Below are 20,628 nucleotides of genomic sequence, written 5' to 3'. Positions count from 1 at the left end.
TTGTTTTTGTTTATAAGAATATGTTTTACATTACAAATGTATGAGTTTTTACATTTATAAAACCTTTATAAGTCTTAGCTACTTTCTTCAACCTATTTAAAGTAAAAAGGTTGGCATAAAATTAAATTCAGCCAACCTTCGCAATAATATTTTATAAAACGCTTATTTAAACTTTACTAGCATCGTTACAATGTTTGATGTCATCCCTGTTGTACGAGTATAATGCCCATAACGTAGTTCAAGACTGTTCCACTCTTTGATTCCCAATATACCATTGGCAGGGACAAACCTTACTCCAGAGCCAATAAAAGTACTATTGAAGCCAGAAATGTCGTAGTCACTTGTGTAGTAAGCACTGTTAATATCATTTTTTCCATAAGGATTAAAATACTTAACTGCGGTTTGGATATTGTATCGATAAAAAGGACTCAGCGAAACATAAGGGTTCAATTTGACAGTGGCTTCCAGATTCATCGTATTAGCCTTCATACCCCAGTCGTCCATATAGTATCTATAGAAAGCCCTCAGGATTGTACGGTCTCCTAAGAAATAACTTAATCGCATACCTACAGGCAATTTCATACGACTACCCGGCAGCCTTTCTACACTTTCAGAACCATCTTTGAAATAAATTCTATGAAAAGGGGTACTCAATAAACCTTCTTGGTAAGCTGGTTCGGCAGTCACCAATACTTGCAATCGCTTATTGATAATCTGTGAAAGCGAAAAGGCAAGATTATAAGAATTTCGCGGTCGGTAGTCAATTGGGTCACTGTCACCGTGCGCACCAGAACCATAATTGTTTGGACGAAGTTCTGGAGGTAAAATAATTGACCAAGTATCGAAAAATGCTCCACCTTTCACACTAAACTCACGGTTGTTATCTTTTGAAGCTTTCGCAAAGCTTAGGTTAAAACCATAAGATTTATAATCATATTCAGTTGAATAAGATACACTCAGTCCTTTTGTTGTTCTGTTGACATCGTTCTTCATGCTCCAACTGATGGTAGGATAGAAGTGAGTATCTTTTCGTGATGCCGACGAAACCGTTAACGGGTCTATATTATCAGAAGACGCTGACGTATAAAAGTCTACATTTAAATCAATATTAACAGTATGCAGACGGTTTTTTGAATCATATTTTGTCAATTTTAAATCAATTGAATTGGCAAAATCTCGTAGCTTTTCTGTCCCAATTCCTCCAGTTACAGCGGAATTATTACCTTCTTGCCCATAATAGCTAGATACAAAATTTACTTCTTCAACTTTAAGTTTTCTTTTTTCATAAGAGGAGGTTTCCTCTGTGGTTTTGTCTTGTCCAAATGTATTATTCAACATTGCTGTCATTAAAACAGCAACTGAGAGAATTATTTTTTTCATTTAATAAAGGATTAAGTGGTTGTTTGTTGCGATACTATAGGATTTAATGACTTGAGGAGTAAAGGAGTTTGAGCAATTACTTTAACCCCTAAAGTCTCCAATCAAAATTTTCAAGTCATCAAGTCTTCAAATCTTTAAGTCCTGAGGTCATCATGTCTTTTAATCTTCAAGTCTCCAAATCTTCAAGCCTTTTAAGTCTCCAAGTCTTTTATAAGTCTTCAAGTCTTCAAATCCTTAAGTCTTCAAGCCTAAAAAGTAAATCCCTTCAATTAATTACATCCACATCCACCACCACTTTTTCCACCATTGGCTCCTGAGGCACCTTCACGATACATATAGAAACTCTGTTCAAATTTTTCAGATTTTCTTGAGGCCAATTCCATTTCAGAATCATTAATCCTACTTTTTTGATATTCCTTTACTGAAACACACGATTGACTTGATAGCCCTACTAACATCAAAAAGGCTATGATATATAACTGTTTTCTAGTTCTCATTTTATTGGTAAAAGTTTAAAAAGCTTCTTTATTTGATATTAATATTTTTGGATGTAAAAATTTCATTTTGGTCATCCACAATGATACAAGCGATTCCCTGCATTTGATTGATTAAGTTTAGTCCAACTTTTACACCCATAACCATTACAGGAGTAGCCATTGCATCTGCAATTTCTGCATTAGGGCTTAGTATCGTAACACTCTTGATACCTGCTACTGGCAAGCCTGTTTTAGGGTCGATGGTATGCGAATACTTTTTGCCATCAATTACCACAAATTTCTCATAATTACCAGAGGTCGCCACGGCTACATTACTGATGTTTAAGGCAGAAAAGCTATGTTGTTGGGCATTTGGGTCAGCTATGCCAATAGTCCACGATTTACCATTTGGCTGTGTACCCCAAGTGGTTAAATCACCCGCCGCATTAACAATGCCACTTTTTACCCCCTTAGCTATCATCAACATTTTGGCTTTTTCTGCGGCATAGCCTTTCCCGATACCCCCAAAACCAATCCGCATACCTTGCTCTTTTAAAAAAACGCTTGAATCATTAGCATTCAGGATTACGTTTTTATAATTGATTAATCGAACAGACTGTCGGGCTATTGCAATATCAGGCAAAGCTGTCATCGTTAAATCAAAATTCCAAAGGCTTTTATCAATAGACCCATAGGTAATATCAAAGGCGCCTTGGGTTAGTTCCGAAATTTTGAGCGAACGTTGAATCAACCCAAAAACCTCTTTATCAACATTTACAGGCTGAATCCCTGCGTGCTGGTTAATCAAATTGGTTTGGCTATCATCCGAAAATGTAGTTAACAATTTTTCAATCCTTCTGATTTCATCAATCGCTTCCTCTATTCTTTCATTCGCCCAATCAGCATCGTCATGTACAACGCTAATTTCAAAGGCGTTGCCCATTAGTCGGAGCTTTTTTTGATGAAATAAAATAGGAGAATCACTAATGAGCATGGGTAAGTTTTTGAATTTCGTGAATAAAGGTTTCAGAAGTCAAGGTATTTGGATAGCCCTCCCATTCTTTGATTTTTTTGCCATTACTGTCTATTAAAACAGTCAGTGGGAATTTACCTTGATTGTTGTATTTATCGGCTAATAATTCATTCTGAGTAGTCTGTTTAGCATCTAATTGATTTTTCTTTAATCTGGGAAAGTCAGCCCTTACTAAAACCAAATTTTCGTTAGCATATTTTTGAAAAGCTTCAGACTCGAAAATTTCTTTTTTTAATTTAATACAAGGAATACACCAGTCAGAACCTGAAAAATTCACAAGGATATATTTTTTAGATTGGGTTGCTTCTGACTTAGCTTTTTCAAAATCTAATGTCCAATCTGGATTTGAAAAAAACATTAAAAAGCAAAGTGATACGATGATAGATTTCATAATAATTTGATTGAGTTTAACTATAAACCACTACGGTTTTGCCGTCTGTGGCAGTTTTATATATTGTGAGCCCTCTACTTCCAAAACTGTTTTTACCCGACCCCGTCAATGAAAACCTTGCGCCATGTGCGGTGCAATAATATTCATTTACATTAAAAATTACTTGTCTTTTGGGTTCGTGTGTACAAGTTTGGGTAGCGGCTACAAATACACCAGAAGAAGATTGAGCTACCACAATACCACTTTGTGTAATGTATCCGCCTACTTTTTTAAGGTTTGCTGATGAGCTAGCAGATAAATCAATGGTTAATAATCGATTGGTGATGGTACTAAGGTCTGTTCCAGTAGTGGGGGTAGTAGTTCCCGTTTCTGACCCTGTCCCTGTTCCAGAACCAGTACTCGGGCTTGCTGGAGAAATTGTTAGCGCAGGCAGAACAGAATCCTCAGCTTTGGTACAGGCGCTAAGAACAGCCATAAGAGCAGCACCTCTGAAACCGATTGATTTTAAAAATTCATGACGTTTCATAAGTATATTAAATAATTTATAATGGTTATTGAATCGCTTAAAATTGGCTTTGTCCCAATCTTATATAGAATACAATCTTTTTCAATTAAATATTGCTTCATAGGACGAATATGTTTAAAAAATAATTCAGACGATTTAATGAATAGACTATTGTAGATTTGATTAAAAATTATTTCATTCAGCTATATTTGTTAAACACTAAGTATAATCCTGTAGTATCTGTAATTTTTTAAATCATACCATGAAGAATAATCCCAAAACTTTAACCGCCTGGACAATGTACGACTGGGCAAATTCTGTACACTCTCTTACCATTACCTCCGCTATTTTCCCGATTTATTATCCTATTGCAGCAGTAATGTTGCCTTCAAAAAGCAGGACCTTAGATTTTTTTGGATTTCAACTCGAAAACACTGTTTTATATTCATACGCAGTTTCTGTGGGTTTTTTATTATTGGCTTTTTCTGTACCATTAGTATCGGCTATATCAGATTATACGGGCAAAAAAAAAGCATTTATGCGCCTATATTGCTATCTTGGTGCGATTAGCTGTATGTTGATGTATTTTTTTGTGGAAGGTAGCTATTATTTAGGCACTTTTGCTTTCCTATTTTCAATCGTAGGATGGGGTGGAAGTATCGTCTTCTATAATTCTTATCTGCCCGAAATCGCTACGGAAGACCAATACGATAGGCTTTCAGCCAGAGGTTTTACCATGGGATACATCGGTAGTGTGATATTATTAATTCAAAACCTTACGATGGTGCTAAAACCAGAATGGTATGGTGGCATTACGGGAGGAGAGGCTTCAAGAATTTCATTCCTGACGGTGGGTATTTGGTGGATAGTATTTGCTCAATATTCGTTTCATTATTTGCCTGATAATGCTGTTGCTCAAAAACATGGAGGAAACTGGATTTTTAATGGGTTTAAGGAGTTGAAAAAAGTATTTCATGAATTAGAGAATTTAAAAAATACTAAGCGTTTCTTGAGTTCTTTCTTCTTTTATAACATGGGAGCGCAAACTGTTATGTATCTGGGAGCATTGTTTGGTAGTGAAGAGTTAAAATTGCCTTCTGATGCTTTGATTGTAACGGTGTTATTGATACAGTTGGTCGCAATTGTAGGTGCATACCTTTTTGCTAAAATTTCCGAGAACATCGGTAATACTAAATCGTTATCTATCATTGTGGTTTGCTGGGTAGTTATTTGTATTGCAGCCTATTTTGTTACTACCCGCAATCAGTTTTATATTTTAGCGACAGGCATTGGTTTTGTGATGGGAGGGATTCAATCGCTTTCACGTTCAACTTATGCTAAACTAATTCCAGAAGAAACGCCAGACACGGCTTCTTACTTTAGCTTTTATGATGTTTGCGACCGTCTTTCAACTGTCATCGGTACGTTTATGTTTGGCTTGGTCAATCAGCTAACAGGTAGTATGCGTATGAGTGTTCTTTTCCTCACAGTGTTCTTTATCATTGGGTTAGTGATTTTATCAAGAGTTCCTTCGCAGAAGGTTTATAGATAGCTATGAGCCTTGAGCAATAAGCTTTGAGCTATATAATATATAAGTTCAAAACTAAAGATTAAAAATTCATAGCTCATAGCTCACAGCTTAGAGCTAACGCTAAAAATGTCATCTCCCTGACAGTTTTGGACAAATAATAGTTAAATATAGATAAGCTCGTAAACTATATGCTTCCTTTTTTCGTAATTAAAGTAAATACATTAAAACATAGAATAAGGAAATGAAAATCATCATCATAACATTAATTACTTGCATGGCAATATTAACTAATTGTACCGCACAGGAAGAGTCATCAGGGGTTACTCACCACAAATTTACTGTTGTGAAAACAGATGCTGAATGGTTGAAAATTTTGACACCAGAGCAATTTAAAGTAACCAGAAGAAAAAGTACTGAATTAGCATGCTCAGGAGCATATTGGAAAAACCATGAAAAAGGAATTTACAAGTGTGTATGTTGTAAACTCCCTCTTTTTGACTCACAAACAAAATTTGAATCGGGAACAGGTTGGCCATCATTTTACAAGGCTATCCATAAAGATGCGATTTTGGAAGTAGCCGATAATAGTTTTGGTATGGAAAGAGTAGAAATCCTTTGTAGCCGTTGTGGAGCACATTTAGGACACCTTTTTGAAGATGGTCCTAAACCAACAGGTTTACGTTATTGCTTGAACTCAGTAGCATTAGATTTTGAAAAAGATGAGAAAGTGAGCAAGAAATAGCTTTGAGCTTTCAGTTGTGAGCTTTTTATATAAAAAAAGCCATCTCGAATTTAAAATCAAGAAACATGAGTCATCCCGAATTTTTCCTAAAATTGTGCGTTTTGGAGACAATTTGTGAGGTTTTCTACTTAATTATTGTCTAGTCCTTACTTTTCTTTCCTTGATGAAAGAAAAGTAACAAAAGAAAATCAAGAATTCCTAAACTCGCTCCGCTCAAACAGTAGGAATTCAGTGTTCATTAATCATAAAAAAGCGGTCGAAATTAGTTTTTCGACCGCTTTTTTATGATTTTGAAATTCGGGATGATTCATGTTTTTGTCCTATTTATAGTTCCGTTAGGAACGTTGTATCGGTAGAAGTATCTTAGTAATAATCCTTCAAAGCCTCATCGGGGCAAAATATCTCGCCCCGATGGGGCTTTGAAGTGAATGTCATAGCAAAACCCCTCATCAATAGTGACAGACTTAAGTCCGCGACTATTGATGAGGGGTTTAAATTATTTTGTTAAAAAAAGTTAATTCTCTCTAACATTCCTTTTCAACACATATTTAAAAGCCGTACCGCTTAAAATATAACCAGACGTAGTAGCTGTTGAAAATACTTTATAGTTTACATTCATCAGTCCGCTAGCGCCTAAGTCTTGGGCTTGTGCCACCATCCTAGCTAAGATTGCTTCTTTTTCTTGTTGATCATTTCCTCTTTTCAGCATTCTCCCTTTGTACTCCTGATTGGCTGTCAATGGAAATTCCTCCGAAATGGTCAATTTATCCATTTCTTCGTAGTTTTCTTTAGGCTTTTCATCACCCTGCAAAACGTCAATAGCGTATTTATCAGGAATTTTGAAGCCTAAACCTGTATGTTGGTCATAACCACCACTTTGGTAGTTTGGACTATAGTAAGAAGTAGGCTGAAAGGTTTTGGTTGGCTGACAATTAGTCAATAAAAATGTCAAACAAACAAAACCTAGCGTTAACTTAGTCCACTTAGATACTTTCTGAATCATAAATTAATACCTTTTCCCAAAGATGTTTACAATCATCTATAAACTTTAGATGGAGGGGATGTACTTGATATTCGTCGTGCCCAGCTGCATCATCAAATACCGTTAGTTCGCAGAAATCATAACTACGGTCAATTACTGGACGATCTGTTGCAGCAGGAGGACCTACACTAAACGTTTTAATACTTTCGATATTGCTAAGAGACTTTACGCCCTCTACGAATTTTTGACGGTCAGCTTCTGACAAGTCTTTCTTTAACCAAAAATTTACTACGTGAACAAACATAACTGATTTTAATTTTGAGTAAAAATAAGATTTAGTAACCTAATAAAATTTGAAATCTAGTATGATTTTTTAACCAATATTTAATATTTCTTTGGCGTAAGCATTTTTTCGAAATTCCACTGTTTGAGCGAAGCGAGACGGGTCGCCGTTGCGATTGGAATTTCTTGATTTTCTTTTACGGTCCGCCGTTGTGGTTACTTTTCTTTTATCAAGAAAAGAAAAGTAAGGTCTTACAATAGGAAATATTATTTTTTGAAGTTAAAACTAAAATTGGAAATTATAAATTATCTTTTTCAATAACGGCAATCATTCTTTCTCCTAGCTCATCAGATGCCTTCATTAATGGCAAACGAACATCTGAGCCACTGATTCCTTTCAATTCAAGGATTTTTTTAACACCTACTGGATTCCCTTCTTCATATAAAAGAGGGTCAATCGCTAAGAAATGTCCTAATAGCTTACGAGCCGTCGCAAAATCGCCATCCAAAGCCGCATGAATCATCGTAGTGAATTGAGCAGGAATAGCATTTGCGATTACCGACATAACACCTACGCCTCCGCAAGCAATAATAGGTACAGCTTGCACATCATCACCAGAGATTAATAAAAAGTCTTCAGGTTTATCTTTATAAATTTCCATACATTGTTCGATGATACAAGATGCCTCTTTAACACCGATAATGTTAGGATGTTCTGCTAATTTCAACGTAGTAGTCGCCGACATATTGATGCCCGAACGCCCAGGGATATTATACATAATCACTGGCACTGGTGAAGCATCAGCAATGGCTGAATAATGAGCAATCACTCCACGAGCCCCCGGTTTATTATAATATGGACATACCGAAAGGATAGCATCTATACCAGTAAAGTCCGTAGCTTGAATCGCCTTGATTACCTCTGGCGTATTATTTCCACCAAGCCCATACACGATTGGCAAATTCTTTGAATTATGCTCCTTGATAAATTCTAATATCGCTATCTTCTCTTTTGTGCTTGTTGTAGCAGACTCTCCTGTGGTTCCTTGCACTACTAAGTAATCTACACCACCGTCGCTTACGTGTTGTACTAATCTTTTTAACCCTTCATAATCAATACTTCCATCTTCAAACATTGGGGTTACTAAAGCTGGAGCTACGCCGTGGAATTTTGGTCTCATTTTTGGATTTTTTACGATTATACAATCGTCTATATTTAAAAAATTATTGGTCTATGTGGTAATTTGGGTAATTTGAAAATTTGAAAGTGTGTTAATTTGAAAATGAGGAATGTTTATTAATATTTAAATGAATAAATAAAAAAACTCAAATCTCATAGCTCAAGGCTCATAGCTCAAATCTCATAGCTTACTGCTTTCCTTCCAACATACTTAAAAACTCATCTTCCGAAATAACTTGAACACCCAATTTCTGGGCTTTTTGCAATTTTGAAGGGCCAGCATCGTTACCAGCTACCAGAAAATTCAATTTTCCAGAAACGCCACTCAATACTTTTCCACCATTTGCTTCAATTTTTATCTTCAAATCATCCCGTTGGAAATTTAGAAAAGTTCCCGAAATTACAAAAGTTTTTCCTTCTAAACTGTTCCCTTCCACAACAATTTCGGTAGTTTCATGGATAAATTGCAAACCTGCGGCTTGTAAACGCGCAATATACCGCTGATTATCCTCATCTTGGAAGAACGCTACTACACTTTGTGCGATTCTGTCACCAATCTCAGGAACTTGCAAAAGCTCTTCATAACTAGCCTTAGCAATGGCGTCTATGTTATTAAAATACACTGCCAACTTTTCCGCCACTGTAGCACCTACAAAACGAATCCCGATACCAAACAATACTTGTTTAAAAGGAATCTCCTTTGATTTTTCAACCCCCGAAAGGATATTATTAATAGATTTTTCCTTGAAACCCTCTAAATTGGCTAAATCCTCTTTTGTTAAATCATACAAATCGGCTGGACTTTTGATGATGCCTTTCTGATAAAACAAATCGATAGATTCTGTTCCTAGGTTTTCAATATTCAAGGCTTTCCGTTGAATAAAATGCTCTATCTTCCCTTTAATCTGTGGAGGACAACCTTTTTCATTCGGACAATAATGATTAGCTTCTCCATCTTTTCTGACCAAAGGAGTATCGCATTCTGGACAAGTAGTAGGAAACTGTACTTTCTCAAAATCTAAAGCTCTTTTACTAACATCCACGCCCGTGATTTTAGGAATAATTTCTCCACCCTTTTCTACAAAAAGGGTATCACCAATGTGTAAATCCAGTCGCTCTATTTCATTGGCATTATGAATACTCGCACGTTTTACCACTGTCCCTGCCAATAATACAGGCTTTAAATTGGCAACAGGGGTAACATTCCCCGTTCTACCAACCTGATAACTTACTGTTTCTAAAGTAGTAGAGGCCGACTCTGATTTGTATTTATAAGCAATAGCCCAACGCGGAGATTTAGCCGTGTAGCCTAATATTTCTCGTTGAGCAAAAGAGTTTATTTTAATAACAATGCCATCTGTATTAAGGGGTAAATCAAAGCGTGCTTTATCCCAACGTTCTATAAAGGCAAATACTTCTTGAATATTACTGCATTTTTTCCAAGTAGGTGAAACATTGAACCCTGCACGTTTCATCCAATGCAAACTTTCTTCATGACTTTTAAAAACCTCGTCAAACGCCAAAAATTGATAGAGATAACAATCCATCTTTCTTTTGGCTACTACCGAAGAATCTTGCATTTTAAATGTGCCTGAGGCCGCATTTCTTGGGTTGGCTAAAAGTGCCTCGCCAATATCCTCTCGTTCTTTGTTCAATGATTCAAAAGATGATAAAGGCATAAAACCTTCGCCTCGTACCTCAAAAACAGCAGGCATATTTTCAGCCTTTACGCTAAGGGGTAAAGTACGAAGGGTTTTGATATTTGAAGTAATATCGTCGCCTCTTACACCATCTCCACGAGTAACGCCCCTCACTAATTTGCCATTTTCATACCAAACTGAAAGCGCCACGCCATCAAATTTCAATTCACAAATATATTCATAAGGCTCATTGTCGAGTCCTTTTCTTACTCTTTCATCAAAATCAAGTAGTTCTCCTTCATTATAGGTATTTCCCAATGAAAGCATCGGAAAACGGTGATTTACTGCTTCAAATTCTTTAGAAATAGTTCCACCCACACGGTGCGTAGGGGAGTCGTTACGAACAAAATCAGGAAAGGTTTTTTCTAAAGACTGTAATTGTTCAAGAAGTTTATCAAATTCAAAATCAGATACTTCTGAATCAGCAGTGACGTAATATCGATAGTTCAGTTCATTCAACCTGTCTGTCAATTGGTTGATTTCTTCCTGTGGGTTCATTCAAATAAGCTTTTAAAAATTTACCGAATTTACCGCCAAAATATAAGTTATTTTAAATTTTCGAACTAAAATTATCTTTTTTGTTCATCAATGTTTACAAGGCTTTTTACTTTTGTCTTTGTGTCTGAGTAGAATAAGTGGTAATTTTGTCACGAAGATTTCAAGAAATTAATAAATTTACTCTTCTGATGACAAATACTTCTAAATCGTTCTCTATTGTTCAACTATTTATTCTTATTAGTATTCTTTCGACTGCATTAGTTTTACGAGTAATAAATCTTGATAAACACGGAATATTTTTTGATGAAAAAGCATCGCTATTAGTCAGTCAGGGAATAGCGATAGAGGGAAGCACACAAAAAAACTGTTTTGCAACACCCGGAAAAACAACTTTTACACCCAAAGAATTTTGGGCAGAAAAATCAATACAAGATTACTTTGAGGCTAACAGACGGAGTGATATTGGCAATAGTCCTGCTTATTATGTCGTGTTGCATCAGTGGACAAAGCTTTTTGGATTGAGCGATTTCTCAATTCGCTTTCTTTCGGTAGTGTGGGGACTAGCCACCATATTATTATTAGCCTTTTTTGTAAAGGAGCATTTCAAGCAAACTACCCTAGCATTGATTTGTGCCGCTTTGATGGCAATAGAACCCTTTTTTATTGCTACTAGCCAACAAGCCCGAAACTACTCAATGAGTTTTTTCTTTACCTTATTGGCTACGCACATTTTCTTGAAGATTATTCAACGAGAAGATAAAGGGGAGAGCCCTGTTAAGTTATACCTGTTCTATGGTTTACTATCAGGCATTTGTTTATTGTCTCATTTCCTCACGGCTACTGTTTTTATAGCGCATGGATTGTATGTGTTAATCTATGTGAGGAGACTAAAGCCTTGGCTTTTCTTGCCCTTGAGTTTATTAATTGGCTTTGCTCTATTTGGTTATTGGATTACCTATGGCGGAGGCGATTACACGTTTAGAACCCTCGCCTATCAGGCAAAGGTATATTATCAGGAAGCCAGATTAGTGCCTAATCCACATGCAGGAACGATTGACCCTGCTACGCCCAAGAATGTATTTAAGAAAGCATTGCCCATTTTTACAGATTTGTTCATTATCAGCAATGGTTTGACGAGCAAACTTGTGGGTTTCAAAAATATTTTAATAGCCATTCTGATAGCTGGTTTGTCAATATTTTCAATCAGAAAATTCACTTTGAGTGGAGACAAAAAATGGTTATGGTTTGTTATTATAGCAAACATCGTTTCGTTTTTTGTATTTACCATTGCTAAGTTTCAATATTTAGAACTAATCAATTGTTTTATAATAGCATACCTGTTCTTTTATAATTTGAATAGTAAAACAGCAGGATATGCTAAGCATCTATTGGTTTTTTTAGCAATTTTGGGCTTTTTTCCAAGTATCTTTTTAGTGCTTGTTTCATTTAAAAATGGACATACTTTTGGACTAACACAGCGTTATTCTGGCTTCTCGTTTCCATATACCATTATATTTGTAGGCATAGCACTTTCACAAGTAAAATGGAATTTAAAGCCCTTGAATATTTTTATTGGCGTAGTGCTGTTATCACATTTATTTTTTGTGGGTCAAACCATCAAAGATTTACTGAACGATGTATCTATTAAATATAATTATAGAGTAGCAGCCAGAGATAAAAATCCTTATCCTGTGATAGCAAAATCGCTAGAAGAGCGTTTTCAAACAGGAGATACTATTTTGTATCCCTCTTTTATCGAAACTGTGTATGTGGCTGATACCATTGGAAAAGTAGAAGGGCAGTCTAACGCAGATGCCCAATATGTTAATATGTATTTACCAAAAGATGCGGAATATATCCAAAAAATTAATACTAAAGAACGAAATAAAATAATCTTAAAGAAAAAAGACGGACGTTTGATTGAGATTTTTGATTTAAAAGAAAAAACGTACCGCTATTAATGCATGAATAATATTTTAATTGCCCCTTCGTTGCTTGCAGCAGACTTTGCAAATCTCCAGAGAGATATTGAAATGATAAATGCCTCTGAGGCTGATTGGTTTCACGTTGATGTAATGGACGGACATTTTGTGCCGAACATTTCTTTTGGAATGCCCGTTATCGAAGCCATCAATCGCCATGCTACCAAGCCATTGGATGTACATTTGATGATTGAAAAACCAGAGCGTTATCTGGCTGAATTCAAACGATTAGGCGCTGCAAACATTACGGTTCATTATGAAGCTTGTACACATTTGCATCGTACTATTCAACAAATCAAGGATTTAGGATGTTTGGCTGGTGTCGTATTGAACCCTGCTACGCCAGTATCAGTATTAGAAGAAATCTTGCCAGACTGCGAAATGGTACTGTTGATGTCGGTAAACCCTGGTTATGGTGGTCAAAAATTTATTGAAGCTACCTACGATAAAGTACGTAAACTACGTAGAATGATTGAAGAAAAAGGCTTAAAAACATTAATTGAAATTGACGGAGGCGTAAACCAAGAAACAGGACAAAAACTAGCAGATGCTGGTGCTGATATTTTGATTGCAGGTAGTTATGTTTTTGGTGCTCAAGACCCACTTCAAACAATTGCTAATCTTAAAAAAATCAAATAATAGGTTGGTTTAAAGTGGAAATTTTAGAAAGAGTAATAATAAAAAACAATTTTCGTTTAAATTTATCAGTTAAAATCATAATCGCTTTATTAAACCATTGATAATGAGAATATTCTTTTTGTTATTATTCTTTCTCATTTCCTTTATTGCTACTGCCCAAAAAACCTTTTGGGCTAGTAAAGTAGTTGCTTTTTCTTCTGAGTATTCAGATGCAAAAACTACTAAAGAGAATCGTGCTATACAAGCTTTAGGCAAGCCAAGCAAATTGCCTCAAGTAGGGATTTCGGCCTGTGCTTGGCAACCGCTGACACAAAATAATACCCAAGAAGAGTTCCTGATTGTAAGTTTTGATACACTTATGCCCATTCAGCAGGTGGCAATTGCTGAGAATTACGGACAAGGAAGTATTGTGCGTGTAGAAGCTTTTGATGAATTTGATAACCTAAAAACTTTATGGATCAATAGAAGCGCACCAAGTAATGAAATTGGCAAAATGCTGAATTTGGTACTGTCAAAACCTACTCCTTATAAAGTTAGAAGCATTAAAATAGTCCTGAATACTACCCGCACAAAAGGGTGGACTCAAATAGATGCGATTGGGATTTCGCAAGCAACTACGCCTATCAGGGCAGTGGTAAATGTGGCTAAAAATTTACCTGCTGCCGTTCTCAAAGAAAATCTGGGTAGTAATATCAATTCAGCTTATCGCGAAATTGCCCCTGTGATTTCGCCCGATGGCAAAACGCTTTATTATACTCGTTGGGAACATCCCGAAAACTTGGGGAAAGATAAAAACCAAGATATTTGGTATTCAGAATTACAGAACGATAGAAAATGGAGCATGGCTCGCCCGATGGCTGCGCCAATTAATAATACCGAACACAATGCTATTTGTGCCATTTCGCCTGATGGAAAAACCATTCTATTGAATAATGTTTACTTAAAGGATGGTTCAATGTTGAAAGGCGTATCAATGTCTACCAAAAATGATAGAGGTTGGGATTTCCCGAAAGCCTTGGCAATCAAAAATTTTAATAATAAATCTGATTACGCAGAATATAGCTTTTCACCCAATGGTAGAGTCTTGATTCTGACAGGGCAATTCAGAGAAACCAACGGAGGAAAAGACATCTATTTGTCGTTTCAACAACCAGATGGCACTTGGTCTGAGCCCGTTAATGCTGGAAAAGTAATTAATACTGCCGAAGACGAAGGTACACCCTTTATTGCTGCAGATGGCAAAACGCTATATTTTTCAACAAGGGGTTTGAGTGGCTATGGAAGCAGTGATATTTTTGTGACACGCCGTTTGGATGACACTTGGCTGAAATGGTCGGAGCCAGAAAATTTAGGTGCGGGGATTAATACGCCTGAATGGGATGGATATTTTTCAGTGTCAGCCTTAGGAGATTATGCCTATTATAGCTCTCAAGAAAATTCTATTGGCGATGAAGATATTTTTAAATTTAAAGTGCCTGAGTCAATTAAGCCAGAAACTGTTATTCAATTAACGGGTGGTGTGTTTAATTATGTAGATAAAAAACTCATTGATGCTAAAATAAAGGTTCAGTCGTTGACAGATGCAGATACTGTTTGTGTAACGTTTGACCCACAAACGGGCGATTACAAATTGATGTTGCCTGCCAAAAAAACGTATTCTATTTCTGCTTCCAAAAAAGGCTTTATGCCGTTTTCTGAAATACTAGATTTTTCGAAGGAGAATAACTTTAAAGAAATAAAAAAGAATATTTTCTTATTACCAATTGAGGCTGGACAAAGAATGACATTGAATAGTGTATTTTTTGAACAGAGTAAATTTGACATTTTGCCTAACTCATATCCTGAACTTGATAGAATAGTAGTAGTAATGAAAGAAAACCCTACGATGGAAATCATGCTGGAAGGGCATACCGACAACCAAGGGGATTGGAATGCCAACCTAACGTTATCCAAACAAAGGGTAGAAGAAGTAAAAAAATACTTGGCAGACAAGGGTGTAGATATGAAACGTATCCAGACACAAGGGTATGGCTCTACTCGTCCTGTGGCAAGTAATAACTCAGAAGAAAAAAGGAAATTTAATAGAAGAGTAGAGTTTATGATTGTTAAAAACTAAGCAATCTCTACACGGCTGAATAAAATCTCTTTTCATTAGTAATCGCTAATGAAAAGAGATTTTATACTTTCCAATGGTTTTAAAAAGCCTTTTTTGCTCAAAAGTGTTTTATATTGCTAGACTATTTTAACAAATTGAAATTGTTTTTTTGAGGAAGAGAATAAATAAGGTTTTCATGAGAGGTAAAGGTTTGACCATATTTTTGTTTTTATATTCTTTTTCATTCAGTATCAATGCCCAACAAGTGTTCTGGGCTAGTAAAGTATTGGCGTTTTCATCAGAGAATACTATCCCTTTTCAACCTTCAGCTAATAAGGCAATTCAAGTATTAGGCAAACCCAATGTATTGCCCCAGTTTGTGTCAAGTGGCTTAGCTTGGCAACCTGCTAAAAAAACACAGGTAGGTCAAGAATATATCAAAGTTGGTTTTGATACCTTGATGGCTGTTCATCAGATATGTATTGCAAGAAGTTTTGGAGATGCCCCCATTTCAAAAATATTAGCCTTTGATTCTTTGATGAAAGAACACTTATTGTATGTATATAACGGTACGGCGGTAGCCCATGAAAAAGGTCAGATTTGGGATATTCTTTTACCTGAGAAAACTTCTTTTAAAGTATATGCCATCAGTGTTTTTGTAGAGAGTAAAGACATCAACGACCAACCACAATTAGATGCCATTGGCATTTCTGAGTCTGATAATCCCATTCAGGTAAAAATTAACATTGCTGAAGATGCTCCTAAGGAGATAGTAAGGTCCAACCTTGGAAAAGGAGTAAATTCAAGGCATCAGGAATTTGCTCCGGTGATTTCAAGTGATGGCAAAACGCTGTATTTTACCCGAAACTATGTCAGCCTTTTGGGAAAACCCAAAGACCAAGATGTATATTTTAGTAATATTGATAAAAATGACAAATGGACGAAAGCACAGAATATAGGCTTGCCCATCAATACAAAAGACAAAAATGCTATTTTGGCTATTTCTACAGATGGCACAGAAATTTTGTTGATGAATAAATACCATGAAAATGGGAAGCTTTCTTCAGGAATATCTCGTTCGTTGAAAACGGCTGAAGGGTGGGCTTTCCCAGAAGAAGTAAAAATAGATAATTTCTACAACCAAAGTCCCAATGCCGAATTTACAGTATCTGCCGATGGAAGAATAATGGTGATGTCTATTCAACGAAAGAATACAGTAGGGAAAAGAGATTTGTATGTTTCGTTCAAGAAAGCTAATGAGACATGGACAGAACCCAAAAGCCTAGGCAAAACCATCAACAGTATTGAACATGAAATGACGCCCTTTATTGCCGCAGATACCAAGACCTTGTATTTTTCTACACGTGGGTTACCGGGATATGGCGATAACGATATTTTTAAAAGTAAGCGATTGGACGATACTTGGACGAATTGGACGGAACCCAAAAATCTGGGTGCTGGGGTGAACACACCGTACTGGGACGGATATTTCACCTTACCCGCATCAGGCGAATATGCTTATGTCTGTTCCTTTAATGGGAGCAATAAGGAGGATATTTTTAAATTGACACTCCCCAAAACAGTACAGCCAGACCCCGTAGCGCTATTTACAGGCAGGGTGTTGACAAGTACCGACAAACAGCCTGTGACTGCTAGTATTACGATGATTCCAAGGAATAAGTTGCTGAAAAAAGAAGAGAAAGTATATGAACCAGCCAACGGAAACTTCAAATTTGTGTTGCCATTAAATGAGATAATCGATTTTATACCCAATGCGAGTGGTTATTTAGCCATTAATGAAACAATAGATTTGACAAAGGCAAGTTCATACCAAGAAATCAAAAAAGACTTGTACTTATTGCCATTGGAAGTGGGAAACAAGGGAGTATTAAATAGCCTGACGTTTGAACAAGGCGAGGCTAAATTATTACCTATGGCGATGAAAGAATTAGATAAAATTGTTCAGGCAATGATAGAAATACCGACACTAGAAGTACTATTTGAAGGGCATACCGACAATCAGGGTGACTTTCAATTGAACCTTCAGTTATCAGAAAGCAGGGTGGCGGAAGTAAAGAAATACATCACTAGCAAAGGTATTTCGGCCAATAGAATTACTACGAAAGGATGGGGGCAAACACGCCCAATGGCTAGCAATGCTACAGAAGAACGGCGTCGTTTAAATAGGAGAGTAGAATTTACGATAACCAAGAAATAATGTATTTCTTTGGGTATGCTTAAAAAACCAACTATTTTTGTGTAAACTTAGTCTGACTTTTTTAGATGAAAGTTTATACAGCTAAATACTCAAAAGGTTCTAATGACAACTATCATCAATAATAGCGTTGAATTATTACAAGACTTCAAAAAAATGCAGGGGAGTCTTCGGCTTAAAATTTTAAAAATGTATTTCAATGCGAATGCTGGTCATATTGGTTGTTCGCTTTCTTGTATAGACTTAATGATTGCGTCATTATTGTCTCATAAAGAAGACAATGAAACATTTATTCTTTCAAAAGGCCACGCAGCGGCTGCTCTTTATGCCTGTTTGCATGAAATTGGTGATATTTCAGACGAGAAGCTTGAGAGTTATTATAAAAACGGTACTGATCTCCCAGCACATCCAGCCCCTAATAAAGTAAAAGGAATTCCTTTTGCTACAGGCTCTTTAGGGCATGGCTTTCCCATAGCTACAGGAATAGCACAAGCGAATAAAATATTAGAAAACAATGACTTTACCTATGTGTTGATGTCGGATGGTGAAACCAACGAAGGCACAACTTGGGAAGCAGGACATTATGCTGTGGCCAATCAGTTGGATAATCTGATAGTAATGATTGACAAAAATGGGCTACAAGGTTTTGGCAATACCAATGCGATTTTAGGCGTTTCGGCTGATGCTGAAAAATGGAAATCAATAGGTTTTGATGTCATAGATTGCGACGGGCATGATGTTGAATTACTTTATCAGCAGATTGAATATTTAAAGAATCGAAAAAATGGGCTTCCCAAAGTGATAATAGCCAATACTGTGAAAGGAAAGGGCGTGTCGTATATGGAAAACAAATTGGAGTGGCATTATTTACCCATGAATGCAGAACAATACGAAAGGGCTCAAGTGGATATTCAAACAAAGTATTTTGATTAGCATCATATTACCAAATAATATACATACAAACTTACCATTTCAAAGAAGCTTCTTGGAAATTGAAAATTATTAATAATGACCTACTCAGTAAAAGAAAAAATTTTAGCCCTTAAAGGACCAATTTTTGTTTATGGTGCAAGTGGATTTATTGGAGCCAATCTCTTCAACGAAATTTTTAAACTTAGAAACGATTGTTATGCCTTAACGCATGGTGCACAAAAAGCTTGGCGTTTGAAATTATTGAATGTACCAGCAGCAAATATTGTTCATTGTGATATTGTTTCTAATTATTCCATTCAAGAAGTATTTAATATCTATAAACCTAAAACAATATTCAATTTAGCTGCTTACGGGGCTTACTCTAAACAAAATAACGTAGGACTTACCTATGAAACCAATGTAATCGGTACGGTTAATTTATTGGAGAATTTAACTCCCGATATGGTGTATGTTCATGCGGGGAGTAGCTCGGAATATGGCTTTAATTGTACCGCACCCAAAGAAAGTGACGCTTTAGAACCCAACAGCCATTATTCTGTATCAAAAATTTCTGCGGCGTATGCTATTCAGTTTTATGCAAATGTTTTTCAGAAAAATGCTATCAATTTAAGGCTATACTCTATTTACGGAGACTGGGAAGAGCCAGATAGACTCGTGCCAAAATTGATTGAACAAATCAGGTTTGGGAAACTCCCTAATTTTGTTTCACCAGAAATTTCTAGAGACTTTGTTTATATCACAGACTGTTTGGAGGCTTTCTTAGACGGAGCCTTGAAAATGTCTGATGCTATCAGAGGCAAATCATACAATATAGCTAGTAGTATAAAAACAACCATTGGAGATTTAGTGGAAATCTCAAGAAAAGAGTTTGACATCCTTGAAGAGCCATCATGGGGAAGCATGGAAAAACGCCAGTGGGATTTAGCAGAGTGGTATGGCGACCCTACGGAAGCCGAAAAAGATTTAGGCTGGACTGCCAAAACGCCTTTAAATGTAGGTTTGCGTAAATACTTTGAATGGCAAGAGGTGGTCAGGTATGAAGAGAAAGTATTACCAGCCTTTCAAAACCCATATTTGAATCCTGTCATTACGGCAATTATTGCTTGTTATAGAGATGCTCAAGCTATTCCGTTTATGTATGAGCGATTGGTGAAAACCTTTAATGATATGAAGGTTCGTTATGAAATAATCTTTGTAAACGACTGTTCGCCTGATAATACAGAAGAAGTATTGGAGGAAATCTGTAATAAAGACCCTAATGTAATCGGTATTACCCATTCAAGAAACTTTGGGTCACAAGCAGCATTTTTGTCGGGCATGGAAATATCAACGGGTGATGCTGTTGTGCTGATGGATGGCGATTTGCAAGACCCACCTGAGGTAATTCCAAGCTTTTATGAAAAATGGATTAAAGGGTATGAAGTAACCTATGGAGTAAGGGTACAGCGTGAAATGCCAGATTGGTTACATTTCTTTTATAAGACCTTCTACAGAATCTTTAAAAATATGTCTTACATCAACATTCCAAATGATGCTGGCGATTTTTCAATGATTGACCGTAAAGTAGTAAAAGAATTAGTCAACTTGCCTGAAACAGAACAATTCCTGAGAGGTTTGAGGGCATGGGTAGGCTTTAAACAAATAGGTGTTGACTATATACGTCCCGAAAGAATGTTTGGTGTATCCACCAACAATTGGCGTAAGAATATCTGGTGGGCCAAAAAAGCGATTTTCTCGTTTAGCTTTGTGCCATTAGAAATCATGTCTTACGGAGGTGTAATCATGACGCTACTATCCATCTTAGGGATTATTTGGCAGATATTAGCCAAGTATGTATTCTTTCCAGATACCCCTTCAGGTATTTCTACCATTATTGTGTTGGTGATGTTTTTCGGAGGAATCAACCTGCTTGGTATAAGCTTTTTAGGAGAATATATTGCGAAGATTTTTGAAGAGACCAAGAAGAGACCAAAATTCATCAGAACGCGTGTGCGTAAGGGCGTAAAAAGGTATAATACCTCAGAAGAAATAAAGAGACTAGTAGAAGAACAAAGAAAATAATTA

17 protein-coding genes are annotated in these 20,628 nt (G+C 36.4%); 8 read left to right on the top strand and 9 right to left on the bottom strand.

Annotation, left to right across the window (positions count from 1 at the left end; translation table 11 throughout):
• Nucleotides 1–162: 162 nt before the first annotated feature.
• The 5 genes from VB264_RS13795 to VB264_RS13775 form a co-directional block, all read right to left on the bottom strand.
• Nucleotides 163–1,380 (bottom strand): DUF3570 domain-containing protein, encoded by a 1,218-nt coding sequence (locus tag VB264_RS13795; RefSeq protein WP_323250267.1) that lies wholly within the window; start codon nucleotides 1,378–1,380, stop codon nucleotides 163–165.
• 269 nt (nucleotides 1,381–1,649) lie between these two features.
• Nucleotides 1,650–1,838 carry a DUF4266 domain-containing protein gene (locus tag VB264_RS13790; protein ID WP_323250278.1) on the bottom strand — a complete coding sequence of 63 codons (189 nt, stop codon included), beginning with the start codon at nucleotides 1,836–1,838 and terminating at the stop codon, nucleotides 1,650–1,652.
• A 67-nt stretch (nucleotides 1,839–1,905) separates the two neighbouring features.
• Nucleotides 1,906–2,799 carry an FAD:protein FMN transferase gene (locus tag VB264_RS13785; RefSeq protein WP_323250265.1) on the bottom strand — a complete coding sequence of 298 codons (894 nt, stop codon included), beginning with the start codon at nucleotides 2,797–2,799 and terminating at the stop codon, nucleotides 1,906–1,908.
• Between the two features lie 40 nt (nucleotides 2,800–2,839).
• Nucleotides 2,840–3,280, bottom strand: coding sequence for a thioredoxin family protein (locus tag VB264_RS13780; RefSeq protein ID WP_323250263.1), 441 nt, complete (start codon nucleotides 3,278–3,280; stop codon nucleotides 2,840–2,842).
• A 16-nt stretch (nucleotides 3,281–3,296) separates the two neighbouring features.
• Nucleotides 3,297–3,806 carry a Rieske 2Fe-2S domain-containing protein gene (locus VB264_RS13775; RefSeq protein WP_323250261.1) on the bottom strand — a complete coding sequence of 170 codons (510 nt, stop codon included), beginning with the start codon at nucleotides 3,804–3,806 and terminating at the stop codon, nucleotides 3,297–3,299.
• Nucleotides 3,807–4,047: 241 nt separating this feature from the next.
• On the opposite strand from VB264_RS13775, the gene VB264_RS13770 reads away from it, so the two are divergent.
• Complete coding sequence (locus VB264_RS13770) at nucleotides 4,048–5,337, top strand: MFS transporter (protein WP_323250260.1); 1,290 nt, start codon at nucleotides 4,048–4,050, stop codon at nucleotides 5,335–5,337.
• A 220-nt stretch (nucleotides 5,338–5,557) separates the two neighbouring features.
• The gene (gene msrB / locus VB264_RS13765; protein WP_323250258.1) at nucleotides 5,558–6,058 is read left to right on the top strand and encodes a peptide-methionine (R)-S-oxide reductase MsrB; all 501 of its coding nucleotides are present in this window, start codon (nucleotides 5,558–5,560) and stop codon (nucleotides 6,056–6,058) included.
• A gap of 514 nt (nucleotides 6,059–6,572) precedes the next feature.
• Here msrB and VB264_RS13760 read toward each other — a convergent pair.
• From VB264_RS13760 to ligA, 4 genes are all read right to left on the bottom strand, one after another.
• Nucleotides 6,573–7,061: a hypothetical protein gene (locus VB264_RS13760; RefSeq protein WP_323250256.1), complete on the bottom strand. Its 489-nt coding sequence runs from the start codon at nucleotides 7,059–7,061 to the stop codon at nucleotides 6,573–6,575.
• A complete protein-coding gene (locus VB264_RS13755; RefSeq protein ID WP_323250254.1) occupies nucleotides 7,042–7,344 on the bottom strand; it encodes a Dabb family protein in 303 nt (100 codons plus the stop codon). The genes VB264_RS13760 and VB264_RS13755 overlap by 20 nt, the downstream gene beginning before the upstream one ends.
• A 277-nt stretch (nucleotides 7,345–7,621) precedes the next feature.
• Nucleotides 7,622–8,503: a 4-hydroxy-tetrahydrodipicolinate synthase gene (gene dapA, locus VB264_RS13750; RefSeq protein ID WP_323250252.1), complete on the bottom strand. Its 882-nt coding sequence runs from the start codon at nucleotides 8,501–8,503 to the stop codon at nucleotides 7,622–7,624.
• 187 nt (nucleotides 8,504–8,690) lie between these two features.
• Nucleotides 8,691–10,700 carry an NAD-dependent DNA ligase LigA gene (ligA, locus tag VB264_RS13745; RefSeq protein WP_323250250.1) on the bottom strand — a complete coding sequence of 670 codons (2,010 nt, stop codon included), beginning with the start codon at nucleotides 10,698–10,700 and terminating at the stop codon, nucleotides 8,691–8,693.
• A 188-nt stretch (nucleotides 10,701–10,888) separates the two neighbouring features.
• Here ligA and VB264_RS13740 point away from each other — a divergent pair, with 188 nt between their 5' ends.
• The 6 genes from VB264_RS13740 to VB264_RS13715 all read left to right on the top strand — a co-directional run bounded on the left by VB264_RS13740 (nucleotide 10,889) and on the right by VB264_RS13715 (nucleotide 20,625).
• Entirely contained in the window at nucleotides 10,889–12,661 is a 1,773-nt protein-coding gene (locus tag VB264_RS13740) for a glycosyltransferase family 39 protein (protein WP_323250248.1), read from the top strand.
• A gap of 3 nt (nucleotides 12,662–12,664) precedes the next feature.
• Entirely contained in the window at nucleotides 12,665–13,321 is a 657-nt protein-coding gene (gene rpe / locus VB264_RS13735; RefSeq protein ID WP_323250245.1) for a ribulose-phosphate 3-epimerase, read from the top strand.
• A 103-nt stretch (nucleotides 13,322–13,424) separates the two neighbouring features.
• Nucleotides 13,425–15,437 carry an OmpA family protein gene (locus VB264_RS13730; RefSeq protein ID WP_323250243.1) on the top strand — a complete coding sequence of 671 codons (2,013 nt, stop codon included), beginning with the start codon at nucleotides 13,425–13,427 and terminating at the stop codon, nucleotides 15,435–15,437.
• A 175-nt stretch (nucleotides 15,438–15,612) separates the two neighbouring features.
• Nucleotides 15,613–17,634 (top strand): OmpA family protein, encoded by a 2,022-nt coding sequence (locus VB264_RS13725; RefSeq protein WP_323250241.1) that lies wholly within the window; start codon nucleotides 15,613–15,615, stop codon nucleotides 17,632–17,634.
• Nucleotides 17,635–17,736: 102 nt separating this feature from the next.
• Nucleotides 17,737–18,564 carry a transketolase gene (locus VB264_RS13720; protein WP_323250239.1) on the top strand — a complete coding sequence of 276 codons (828 nt, stop codon included), beginning with the start codon at nucleotides 17,737–17,739 and terminating at the stop codon, nucleotides 18,562–18,564.
• A 75-nt stretch (nucleotides 18,565–18,639) separates the two neighbouring features.
• Entirely contained in the window at nucleotides 18,640–20,625 is a 1,986-nt protein-coding gene (locus VB264_RS13715) for an NAD-dependent epimerase/dehydratase family protein (RefSeq protein ID WP_323250237.1), read from the top strand.
• Nucleotides 20,626–20,628: the final 3 nt, after the last annotated feature.

This window comes from Arcicella aquatica, assembly GCF_034928825.1.
Lineage (GTDB): Bacteria > Bacteroidota > Bacteroidia > Cytophagales > Spirosomataceae > Arcicella > Arcicella aquatica.
Note: the sequence above shows the minus strand (reverse complement) of the source record. Positions and strands in the feature narration are given on the sequence as shown.

Coding starts and splice junctions, on each gene's coding strand:
- VB264_RS13795 (WP_323250267.1), bottom strand. CDS start 1,380: ATGAAAAAAATAATTCTCTCAGTTGCTGTTTTAATGACAGCAATGTTG.
- VB264_RS13790 (WP_323250278.1), bottom strand. CDS start 1,838: ATGTTAGTAGGGCTATCAAGTCAATCGTGTGTTTCAGTAAAGGAATAT.
- VB264_RS13785 (WP_323250265.1), bottom strand. CDS start 2,799: ATGGGCAACGCCTTTGAAATTAGCGTTGTACATGACGATGCTGATTGG.
- VB264_RS13780 (WP_323250263.1), bottom strand. CDS start 3,280: ATGAAATCTATCATCGTATCACTTTGCTTTTTAATGTTTTTTTCAAAT.
- VB264_RS13775 (WP_323250261.1), bottom strand. CDS start 3,806: ATGAAACGTCATGAATTTTTAAAATCAATCGGTTTCAGAGGTGCTGCT.
- VB264_RS13770 (WP_323250260.1), top strand. CDS start 4,048: ATGAAGAATAATCCCAAAACTTTAACCGCCTGGACAATGTACGACTGG.
- msrB (WP_323250258.1), top strand. CDS start 5,558: ATGAAAATCATCATCATAACATTAATTACTTGCATGGCAATATTAACT.
- VB264_RS13760 (WP_323250256.1), bottom strand. CDS start 7,061: ATGATTCAGAAAGTATCTAAGTGGACTAAGTTAACGCTAGGTTTTGTT.
- VB264_RS13755 (WP_323250254.1), bottom strand. CDS start 7,344: ATGTTTGTTCACGTAGTAAATTTTTGGTTAAAGAAAGACTTGTCAGAA.
- dapA (WP_323250252.1), bottom strand. CDS start 8,503: ATGAGACCAAAATTCCACGGCGTAGCTCCAGCTTTAGTAACCCCAATG.
- ligA (WP_323250250.1), bottom strand. CDS start 10,700: ATGAACCCACAGGAAGAAATCAACCAATTGACAGACAGGTTGAATGAA.
- VB264_RS13740 (WP_323250248.1), top strand. CDS start 10,889: ATGACAAATACTTCTAAATCGTTCTCTATTGTTCAACTATTTATTCTT.
- rpe (WP_323250245.1), top strand. CDS start 12,665: ATGAATAATATTTTAATTGCCCCTTCGTTGCTTGCAGCAGACTTTGCA.
- VB264_RS13730 (WP_323250243.1), top strand. CDS start 13,425: ATGAGAATATTCTTTTTGTTATTATTCTTTCTCATTTCCTTTATTGCT.
- VB264_RS13725 (WP_323250241.1), top strand. CDS start 15,613: ATGAGAGGTAAAGGTTTGACCATATTTTTGTTTTTATATTCTTTTTCA.
- VB264_RS13720 (WP_323250239.1), top strand. CDS start 17,737: ATGACAACTATCATCAATAATAGCGTTGAATTATTACAAGACTTCAAA.
- VB264_RS13715 (WP_323250237.1), top strand. CDS start 18,640: ATGACCTACTCAGTAAAAGAAAAAATTTTAGCCCTTAAAGGACCAATT.